Annotated in this window: 7 protein-coding genes; 3 read left to right on the forward strand and 4 right to left on the reverse strand. The window is 42.2% G+C overall.

Going from position 1 to position 10,041, the window contains the following annotated elements; genetic code table 11:
- The 4 genes from glgB to SCRDD08_RS07905 all read right to left on the reverse strand — a co-directional run bounded on the left by glgB (position 1) and on the right by SCRDD08_RS07905 (position 5,954).
- Entirely contained in the window at positions 1–1,914 is a 1,914-nt protein-coding gene (gene glgB, locus SCRDD08_RS07890) for a 1,4-alpha-glucan branching protein GlgB (protein ID WP_061423144.1), read from the reverse strand.
- A gap of 378 nt (positions 1,915–2,292) precedes the next feature.
- The gene (locus SCRDD08_RS07895; protein WP_061423145.1) at positions 2,293–3,717 is read right to left on the reverse strand and encodes an NADP-dependent glyceraldehyde-3-phosphate dehydrogenase; all 1,425 of its coding nucleotides are present in this window, start codon (positions 3,715–3,717) and stop codon (positions 2,293–2,295) included.
- Between the two features lie 235 nt (positions 3,718–3,952).
- Complete coding sequence (gene ptsP / locus SCRDD08_RS07900) at positions 3,953–5,686, reverse strand: phosphoenolpyruvate--protein phosphotransferase (protein WP_061423146.1); 1,734 nt, start codon at positions 5,684–5,686, stop codon at positions 3,953–3,955.
- A 4-nt stretch (positions 5,687–5,690) separates the two neighbouring features.
- Positions 5,691–5,954, reverse strand: coding sequence for a phosphocarrier protein HPr (locus SCRDD08_RS07905; RefSeq protein WP_005589589.1), 264 nt, complete (start codon positions 5,952–5,954; stop codon positions 5,691–5,693).
- A 442-nt stretch (positions 5,955–6,396) separates the two neighbouring features.
- Here SCRDD08_RS07905 and nrdH point away from each other — a divergent pair, with 442 nt between their 5' ends.
- The 3 genes from nrdH to nrdF all read left to right on the forward strand — a co-directional run bounded on the left by nrdH (position 6,397) and on the right by nrdF (position 9,968).
- Positions 6,397–6,615 (forward strand): glutaredoxin-like protein NrdH, encoded by a 219-nt coding sequence (gene nrdH / locus SCRDD08_RS07910; RefSeq protein WP_005589588.1) that lies wholly within the window; start codon positions 6,397–6,399, stop codon positions 6,613–6,615.
- A gap of 94 nt (positions 6,616–6,709) precedes the next feature.
- Positions 6,710–8,869, forward strand: coding sequence for a class 1b ribonucleoside-diphosphate reductase subunit alpha (nrdE, locus tag SCRDD08_RS07915; RefSeq protein WP_061423147.1), 2,160 nt, complete (start codon positions 6,710–6,712; stop codon positions 8,867–8,869).
- A 133-nt stretch (positions 8,870–9,002) separates the two neighbouring features.
- Positions 9,003–9,968 (forward strand): class 1b ribonucleoside-diphosphate reductase subunit beta, encoded by a 966-nt coding sequence (gene nrdF, locus SCRDD08_RS07920; protein WP_005589584.1) that lies wholly within the window; start codon positions 9,003–9,005, stop codon positions 9,966–9,968.
- Positions 9,969–10,041: the final 73 nt, after the last annotated feature.

The following is a 10,041-nucleotide window of genomic DNA, read 5'->3' on the forward strand; positions in this document are numbered from 1 at the left end:
CTACTCCTTTGTGGAATCTTTTTTAGCATTTTTACGAACATTCACACGACGCTTGATTTTCCAAATACTTGCTCCCAAAGCTGGTAGCGTAAAGGTCAAGGTCTGCGGATAATCTTTCCATAGTCCCTCTTGAGACTGAACTGTTTCGTTGTGTTCTTTCCAAACACCTCCCCATTTCTCTAATTCAGTATTCCATACCTCTTCATAAATGGCTTCCACTGGCACACCAATGGTAAAGTTTTTGCGCTCTACTGGCACCATATTGAATACACAGACCAACATATCTCCTTTTTCCGTCTTACGGATAAAGGAAAGGACGCTCTGATCGGTATTGTCGGCATCAATGATTTCGATACCATCATAGCTCAAATCGATCTCCCAAAGCGGACGATTATCTCGATAAAAGGCATTGAGGGCAGAAGTGAAGGTTTGCATCTGCTTGTTCATATGATCGTCCAGATTTGACCATTCCAGCTGCTCTTCTGACTTCCACTCTAGGAATTGACCAAATTCTGAACCCATAAAGAGCAGTTTCTTGCCTGGATGGCAGATTTGATAGGTCAAGAGGTTGCGTAGACCAGCAAATTGATTATAGCGGTCACCCCACATCTTATGCATCATGCTCTTCTTACCATGAACGACTTCGTCGTGAGAGAAAGGCAAGAGGAAATTTTCAGAAAAAGCATACATAAAGCTGAAGGTCACCAGATTAAAATCGTACTTGCGGTAAATCGGGTCTTCTTCATAGAAACGGAGAATATCGTTCATCCAGCCCATATTCCACTTGAAGTCAAAGCCCAAACCGCCCATCTCTCTCATGCCTGTAATCTTGGTTTCGGACGAGCTCTCTTCAGCAATCATCATGATATCTGGATGAGCCAGCTTGATAACTGTATTCAAACGCTGCAAGAAATAGTAGCCTTCATAGTTACGATTACCGCCGTCCTTGTTTGGCTGCCAAGGACCACTATCGTAGTCTAGATAGAGCATGTTACTAACTGCATCCACACGAACCCCATCTAGATGGTAGAAATCAATCCAGAACTTGATACTAGAAATCAAGAAAGATTGCACTTCATTTTTTCCTAGGTCAAAATTCAAGGCACCCCAGCCATAGTTGTGAGCTCGGTCATGGTCCTGGTACTCAAAGGTTGGTGTTCCATCATAGTAGGCCAAGGCATCGTCATTGATGGTAAAGTGACCTGGAACCCAGTCCACAATGACACCAATATTATTCAAGTGACATTCTTCGACAAAGTCCTGAAATTCCTCTGGCGTTCCATAAGTATGTTCAAAGGCAAAGTAACCCATGAGCTGGTAGCCCCAGCTGAGTCCCAAAGGATGGGCCATAAGCGGCATGAACTCAACGTGCGTGTAGTTCATTTCTACCAGATAAGGAATCAACTCCTCCTTAAGCTGAGCCATAGAATATGGACTGCCGTCAGGATTACGTTTCCAAGATCCAGCATGCACTTCATAGATATTGACCGGTCTTGAGAAAAAGCCCCAACGCTTTCTCCGAGCCAGCCAAAGTCCATCTTGCCACTTCTTCTCTGGAATATTCCGAACAATAGCCCCCGTACCTGGGCGCTCTTCAAAATAGATAGCCAGCGGATCAATTTTCAAGATTTCCTGACCGCTACTGCGTTTGATATTGTACTTGTAAATATCTCCTTCCTTAGGCAAATCCGTGAAGATTTCCCAGACACCGCCTTCATTGCGAGTCATAGGAATCTGCTCTCCATACCAGTTGGTAAAATCTCCAATCAGATGCACATTCTGCGCATTTGGAGCCCAGACTCTAAAGGTGTAGCCAGCTTTGCCATCCACCACATCCTGATGCACTCCTAAATAATGCTGCAAATGAAAGTTTTCACCTGTTGTAAAGGTTCTTAATGCTTCTTTTTTGTCCATTTAGTCACCTTTCTATTTGTAAGCGTTTTCTATGTTTCTATTTTACCCCATTTTCTTATATTTTTCAAGTAAATTTCCAAAAACTATCTCAAAAATTTCAAAAGCCCAATTTCTTTACAAGAATGAGTTGCTATATCAATAGATCGTTGAAGAAGATCTCATGAAATACTGATTCTACAGGCTTTTACCTGAATTATTTGATATAAAATTAGAGATAAAACGGTTAAAATTTGTATAGACCAATATGTAAATTTACATTTTAAAATGATAAGTAATCAAAAATATAAAGGCTTGCTTATTTTTATATTGTTCGAACACTTGTTAGAATTACAAGTTCATAAAGGTAAGAAAAAAGGCCGCACAAAGCCGCCTTTCTCATTATTTCACATCAAACACGATGGATTTCACTTGTGTCATCGCTTCGATACTGTAACGAATCCCTTGCACTCCGGCTCCAGATCCCTTAACACCAAGGAATGGGAAGTTATCTGGACCACGCTGGGTCTTATTATTGATGTGTACAGTACCCACTTCCAGCTTCTCAGCGATTTCAAATGCTTTAGGGAAATCATTTGTAAAGACTGAAGATTGAAGACCAAACTCTGACTGGTTACAAATCTGAATAGCCTCTTCAACGGAAGTCACACGAATAATCGGAAGAACAGGACCAAACGGCTCTTCCCAAGCTAGTTTCATATCCAGTGTCACATGGTCAAACAAGGCAGGCCAGATGAGATTTGCTTCACGTTTGATTTCTGTCAAGGCTGACGCTCCCTTTTCTTGAGCATCTTCAATCAAGCCCCAGATGAAATCTGCTGATGCATGATCAATGACTGGTGTGATATCCGCATTATCAAAGGGATCACCAACCGTCAGTTTCTCTACCTCTGCCTTAATCAACGCTGCTAATTTATCTGCAACGCTCTCCATGACAATGACACGTTTAATAGCCGTACAGCGCTGACCGGAATAACTGTATGCCCCGCCAACAATCTGCTTAGCCGCATGCTCCAAGTCAGCATCTTCCAGCACGACTGCAGCATCCTTACCACCCAATTCTAACATAATTGGACGCATGCCAGCCAACTTACCGATGCGTTCTCCGATTGGAGTCGAACCAGTAAAGTTAATGTAATTTACTTCCTTATGCTCAATGATGTAGTCCCCGATTTCTGAACCACGTCCTGTGATGGTATTGAAAACACCAGCAGGAAGACCAGCCTCAGCAAAAGCCTGAGCCAAGAGCAGACCAGAAATTGAACCTTGTGTAGGTGGCTTAAACATCACAACATTTCCGCCGATAAGGGCAGGAGCAATCTTAGAACCAGACAGGTTGACTGGGTAGTTAAATGGCGCGATAGCCAAGACAACTCCTACAGGCTCACGACGAACCACAGCCAATTTTTTCTTGCTGGCAGCCTCAAAGCCACCACCTTCCATGACCTGACCGTGAATACGAATTCCCTCTTCGGCCGCATAGCGAATCAAGTCTGCTGTCCGAACAACTTCTCCAATCGCCGCTTTAATACCCTTAGCAACCTCTTTTGCAAGGATTTCGCCAATCTTCTCCTGATCGCGCTCCAAAATATCCGCGGCCTTATGCAGATAAGCTGCACGTTCGACTGCTGAAAGGGCGCGCCAAGCTGGCAAAGCCGCCCGAGCGCTCGCCATCGCATAATCAACCTCTGCCTGACTCATGGCAGGCACAGTTCCTAAAATCTCATTATTGATAGGAGATGAGATGGTGATTTCATTTTCAGAAGCTCTCCACTCTCCATTTATATAGTTCTTATATTGTGTCACGTGTCCCCTCCAAAATGTTATTAAGTATCATTTTATCAAATTTTCTGAAAATTTCAACTAAATTTTATAAATTTAAGGAAATTTTTCACAAATTTCACAAATCATTTTCTTTTGTTTATATGAACTCTCCATATTTCTCGATTTTTCATCGAGTCTCACTTTCTACACTAGGTCTACTATGACGCTGAAGAAAACAAAAAAAGACCAGGAAAATTTCCTGATCTTAATTTTCAGATTAATCGAAGTCAAGATATTCTTTTTCAAGTTCAAGAACTTCTTCCATCGTTGCACATTCAGTCAATGCGCGTTGTGCAAGTTCTTCCATCTTCTTCGTATCCAATTTCTTCATAAGGCTACGAGTCCGAAGGACAGAAGTGGCACTCATAGAGAATTCATCCAAGCCCATACCGACAAGGAGTGGCACAGCTGTTTGGTCACCGGCCATTTCTCCACACATACCTGCCCATTTACCTTCAGCGTGAGCTGCCTTGATAACGTTGTTGATCAAGCGAAGGATAGATGGGTTGTATGGTTGGTAGAGGTATGAAACTTGTTCGTTCATACGGTCAGCAGCCATTGTGTATTGGATCAAGTCGTTTGTACCGATAGAGAAGAAATCAACTTCTTTGGCAAATTGATCAGCTAGCATTGCTGCTGCTGGAATTTCAATCATGATACCCACTTGGATATTGTCCGCTACAGCAACTCCTTCAGCTTGCAATTTCGCTTTTTCTTCTTCGTAAACTGCTTTAGCTTTACGGAATTCTGTCAAGAGAGCAACCATCGGGAACATGATACGCAATTGTCCATGTACAGAAGCACGCAAGAGGGCGCGGATTTGTGTACGGAACATAGCGTCACCAGTTTCAGAGATAGAGATACGCAATGCACGGAAACCAAGGAATGGGTTCATTTCATGTGGCATATCGAAGTAAGGAAGCTCCTTATCTCCACCGATGTCCATCGTACGGACAACCACTGGTTTTCCATTCATGCCTTCCAAGACAGCCTTGTAAGCTTCGTATTGCTCGTCTTCTGTTGGGAAGTCTTGTGAATCCATGTAAAGGAATTCTGTACGGTAAAGACCTACGGCCTCAGCACCATTTGCATTAACACCTTCAACGTCTTTTGGTGTACCAATGTTAGCAGCGAGTTCAAAGTGTTTGCCATCGGCAGTCACTGTTTGAGCATCTTTCAAGAGAGCCCATTCAGCTTTTTGCTTCGCATAAGCTTCACCAGCTGCCTTGAATGCTGCTGCTTGCTCTTCAGTTGGGTTAATGATAACTTCACCAGTGATACCATTTGCTGCAATGATATCGCCGTCTTTAACAAGTTCAGTGATATTATTGGTTCCCAATACGGCTGCGATTTCAAGCGTACGCGCCATGATTGCAGAGTGGCTTGTACGTCCACCAATATTAGTTACAAAAGCTTTAACAAATTTCTTGTCTAATTGAGCTGTATCAGAAGGAGTCAAGTCATGTGCAATGACAACTGATTCTTCATTGATAGAAGCTGGATTTGGTAATTTCTTGCCCAAAAGGTTTGCCAAAATGCGCTTCGTTACGTCACGAATATCTGCCGCACGTTCTTGCATGTATGGATTATCTTCCATACCTTCAAAAATAGCGATAAACATGTCTGTAACTTCTTTCAGACCAGCTTCCGCATTTACTTTCTTAGTACGGATCGTTTCTTTGATTTGACCAACCATTTCAGGGTCAGCGAGTACCATTAAGTGAGCGTCAAATACTTGAGCCGCTTCCTCACCAAGGCTATCTACTGCTTTCTCACGGATAACAGAAAGCTCGTTCTGTGAAGCTTCAAGAGCTGCATCCAAACGAGCCTCTTCTGCATTCGTATCATCGACTGAAACAGTCTCAAATGACAAATCCGGTTGAACTAATAGATATGCCTTAGCAACAGCAACACCATCAGATGCCGCAATTCCTTTAAGCATTTCTGTCATTTTCTTATGCCAATCCTTCTTTTTCCATTGTTTCTGAGATAGCAGCGATAGCATCATCCGCGTCTGCACCTTCAGCTGAGATTGTAACGTCAGCACCTTGGCCAACACCAAGACTCATAACACCCATGATTGATTTAAGGTTTACTGATTTACCTTTGTACTCAAGAGTGATATCTGAAGCAAATTTGCTAGCTGTTTGCACCAACAAAGTTGCTGGACGCGCGTGAATACCTGTTTCTGCCACAATGTGGAAATCTTTAGAAGCCATAGTTAGACTCTCCTTTAAAATAATTCTTTTTGAGTTAAAGTGATAACCCTTACAAGTTGATATTATATCACTTTTTGAAATCTTTTTCAAGAATTTTATAGCCCGCTTACAAAATATTTCGTTAGACTTTGAAAATGAATTCTGTTTTAAAATAGTAGATTCAATCGTCAACTCCCTCTCTTTCCGAAATAGTTTCAAGGCTTTCTTCTTTATAATGAATTCTTCTTGGTCTAGCTTCTCTTAAAGTACAGTAAGCGCTGTTACTCCTTGTGGTTATTTCTCTTTATTTTGATGTTTTACACACTATATATTGTATCTCAATAGTTGCTATAAGAAAATATCATACAATATTTAGTTCAAAACTGTTGACATCGAATTCGCTTTTAGATATACTAGTTTCAGATTAAAATTTAAGAAAATGAAAGTATAGAGGAATCATCTAATGGTAACTATTTACTCTAAAAACGATTGTGTTCAATGCAAGATGACCAAGCGTTTTCTTGATACCAACAATGTGGAATATCGCGAAATCAACCTTGATGAGCAACCAGAATACATCGACCATGTTAAAAGCCTCGGTTTCAATGCAGCGCCTGTTATTCAAACGCCAACTGAAGCATTTTCTGGTTTCCAGCCTGGTAAACTTAAAAAATTATCATAATCTCACCAGTATTTAGAGCTTTGTTGCCGCTCCTATCATTCGTAGGAGCCGTTTATTTTGTAAAAGCAAAAGACATTTTAGAAAAAGGAAAATTATGGGACTCAAACACTTAGAAGATGTGACTTACTTCCGTCTAAATAACGAAATCAATCGTCCAGTCAATGGGCAAATCATGCTTCACAAAGACAAAGAAGCCTTGGAAGCCTTCTTTAAAGAAAATGTTGAACCAAACACGATGAAGTTTGCTTCTATTACTGAAAAAATTCAATACTTAATCGAAGAGAACTACTTGGAAAAAGAATTTATCCAACTCTATTCTCCTGAATATATCGAAGAGTTGTCTGCTTTTATCCATGCTCAAGATTTCAAGTTCAAATCTTTCATGGCTGCCTATAAATTCTACAACCAGTATGCACTGAAAACCAATGATGGTGAATATTATCTCGAAGGCATGGAAGATCGGGTGCTCTTTAATGCCCTCTACTTTGCCAACGGAGATGAAGCCATTGCCAAGGATATCGCAAATGAAATCATCCACCAGCGCTATCAACCGGCTACACCAAGTTTCCTCAACGCTGGCCGGGCTCGTCGTGGCGAATTGGTTTCTTGCTTCCTCATCCAAGTAACAGATGATATGAACTCAATCGGCCGCTCCATCAACTCCGCCCTGCAATTGTCTCGTATCGGAGGCGGAGTCGGAATTTCCCTCAGTAATCTGCGGGAAGCTGGAGCTCCTATCAAGGGTTACGAGGGCGCTGCATCTGGCGTTGTACCTGTTATGAAACTCTTTGAGGACAGCTTCTCATACTCTAACCAGCTGGGCCAACGTCAGGGAGCTGGGGTTGTTTATCTCAATGTCTTCCACCCTGACATCATCTCCTTCCTGTCTACCAAGAAAGAAAATGCGGATGAAAAAGTTCGGGTTAAAACTCTCTCGCTTGGTGTTGTCATTCCAGATAAATTCTACGAATTAGCGCGCAAGAATGAAGAAATGTACCTCTTTAGCCCTTACTCAATCGAACGTGAATACGGTGTACCATTTGCCTATATCGATATCACAGAGAAATACGATGAGTTGGTCGCTAATCCTAAGATCACCAAAACGAAGATTAAAGCACGTGATTTGGAAACAGAAATCTCCAAACTCCAACAAGAATCCGGCTATCCTTATGTCGTCAACATTGACACCGCCAACCGCTCCAATCCGATTGACGGCAAGATTATCATGAGCAATCTCTGCTCTGAAATCCTGCAAGTACAAGAACCTAGCCTTTTGAATGATGCGCAAGAATATCTCCGTCTTGGAACAGATGTATCATGTAACTTAGGCTCTACTAATGTTGTAAACATGATGGCGTCGCCGGACTTTGGCAAGTCGATCCGGACCATGACACGCGCTCTGACCTTTGTCACAGACAGCTCTCACATCACTGCAGTGCCTTCTATCGACAATGGTAATAGTCTGGCTCATACCTTTGGACTCGGTGCCATGGGACTGCACAGCTACTTAGCACAGCAGCTGATCGATTATGGATCAGCGGAAGCTGTAGAGTTCACTAGCATCTACTTCATGCTGATGAACTACTGGACTTTAGTTGAGTCTAACAATATCGCTCGCGAGCGTGGCGTGACCTTCCATAGCTTTGAAAAATCTGACTATGCTAACGGAACATACTTTGACAAATACCTGACGGGTGAATTTGTACCTCAGTCTGACCGCGTCAAAGAACTTTTTGTAGGCATCTTTATCCCAACCGCTGCTGACTGGGCAGAACTTCGTGACAAAGTCAAGGTTGATGGCCTCTACCACCAAAACCGCTTAGCTGTTGCACCAAATGGCTCTATCAGCTATATCAATGATGTTTCTGCTTCAATCCATCCAATCACTCAACGGATCGAAGAACGTCAGGAAAAGAAAATCGGTAAGATTTACTATCCTGCGGCAGGTTTATCAACTGAGACTATTCCTTACTACACCAGCGCCTATGACATGGACATGCGCAAGGTTATCGATGTCTATGCAGCCGCAACTGAGCACGTGGACCAAGGACTTTCACTGACTCTCTTTATGCGCAGCGATATTCCTAAAGGCCTCTATGAGTGGAAAAAAGAAAGCAAGCAAACAACCCGTGACCTTTCTATCCTGCGTAACTACGCCTTCAACAAGGGAATCAAGTCCATCTACTACGTCCGCACCTTCACTGATGATGGCAGTGAAGTAGGTGCCAACCAATGTGAAAGCTGTGTGATTTAGTAAGTAACAATTTACAATTACACCATTTAAATTCAACAAAATAAAATATTAAATAACACCTATCGTAATGACGCCAAGGAAATCATTCCATTGGCGACATAAGCAAGTATTAGAAGTTTAAAGCGAGATTATCATGGAAACTTACTACAAAGCCATTAACTGGAATGCCATCGAAGATGTCATCGACAAATCAACTTGGGAAAAGCTGACGGAGCAATTCTGGCTCGATACACGGATTCCCTTGTCTAATGACCTCGATGACTGGAGAAAATTGTCCAACAAGGAAAAAGACTTGGTCGGCAAGGTCTTCGGAGGATTGACATTGCTGGATACCCTCCAGTCTGAATCTGGTGTAGATGCCCTACGCAAGGACGTCCGTACTGCCCACGAAGAAGCCGTCTTCAATAATATCCAATTCATGGAATCCGTCCACGCAAAATCTTATTCTTCCATCTTTTCTACCTTGAATACCAAGGCTGAAATCGAAGAAATCTTTGAATGGACCAACACAAACCCGTATCTTCAAAGAAAAGCTGAAATTATCAATGAAATCTACCTCAATGGTAGCCCCCTAGAAAAGAAGATTGCCAGCGTTTTCCTTGAAACCTTCCTCTTCTACTCTGGTTTCTTTACACCCCTCTACTATCTTGGTAACAACAAACTAGCCAACGTTGCGGAAATCATCAAACTAATCATCCGTGATGAATCTGTTCACGGAACCTACATTGGTTACAAATTCCAACTTGGTTTCAATGAATTGCCTGAAGAAGAGCAAGAAAAGCTCAAAGAATGGATGTACGACCTCCTCTATACCCTCTACGAGAACGAAGAGGGCTATACAGAAAGTCTCTATGACGGTGTTGGCTGGACCGAAGAAGTTAAAACCTTCCTTCGTTACAATGCCAACAAGGCACTCATGAACTTGGGACAAGATCCACTTTTCCCAGATTCAGCGGACGATGTCAACCCAATCGTCATGAACGGGATCTCAACAGGAACATCTAACCACGACTTCTTCTCTCAGGTCGGAAATGGTTACCTTCTTGGTGAAGTTGAAGCCATGCAAGACGATGACTACAACTACGGTTTAACCAAATAATTTGCAGACACTAGAAAACGCTAACTTGGTCATCAAGTTAGTCGTTTTCTATCATTTATCATCAACTAGCGCT

Origin of the sequence: Streptococcus cristatus (assembly GCF_001578775.1) — a bacterium.
In the GTDB taxonomy this organism is placed as follows: Bacteria; Bacillota; Bacilli; order Lactobacillales; family Streptococcaceae; genus Streptococcus; species Streptococcus cristatus_A.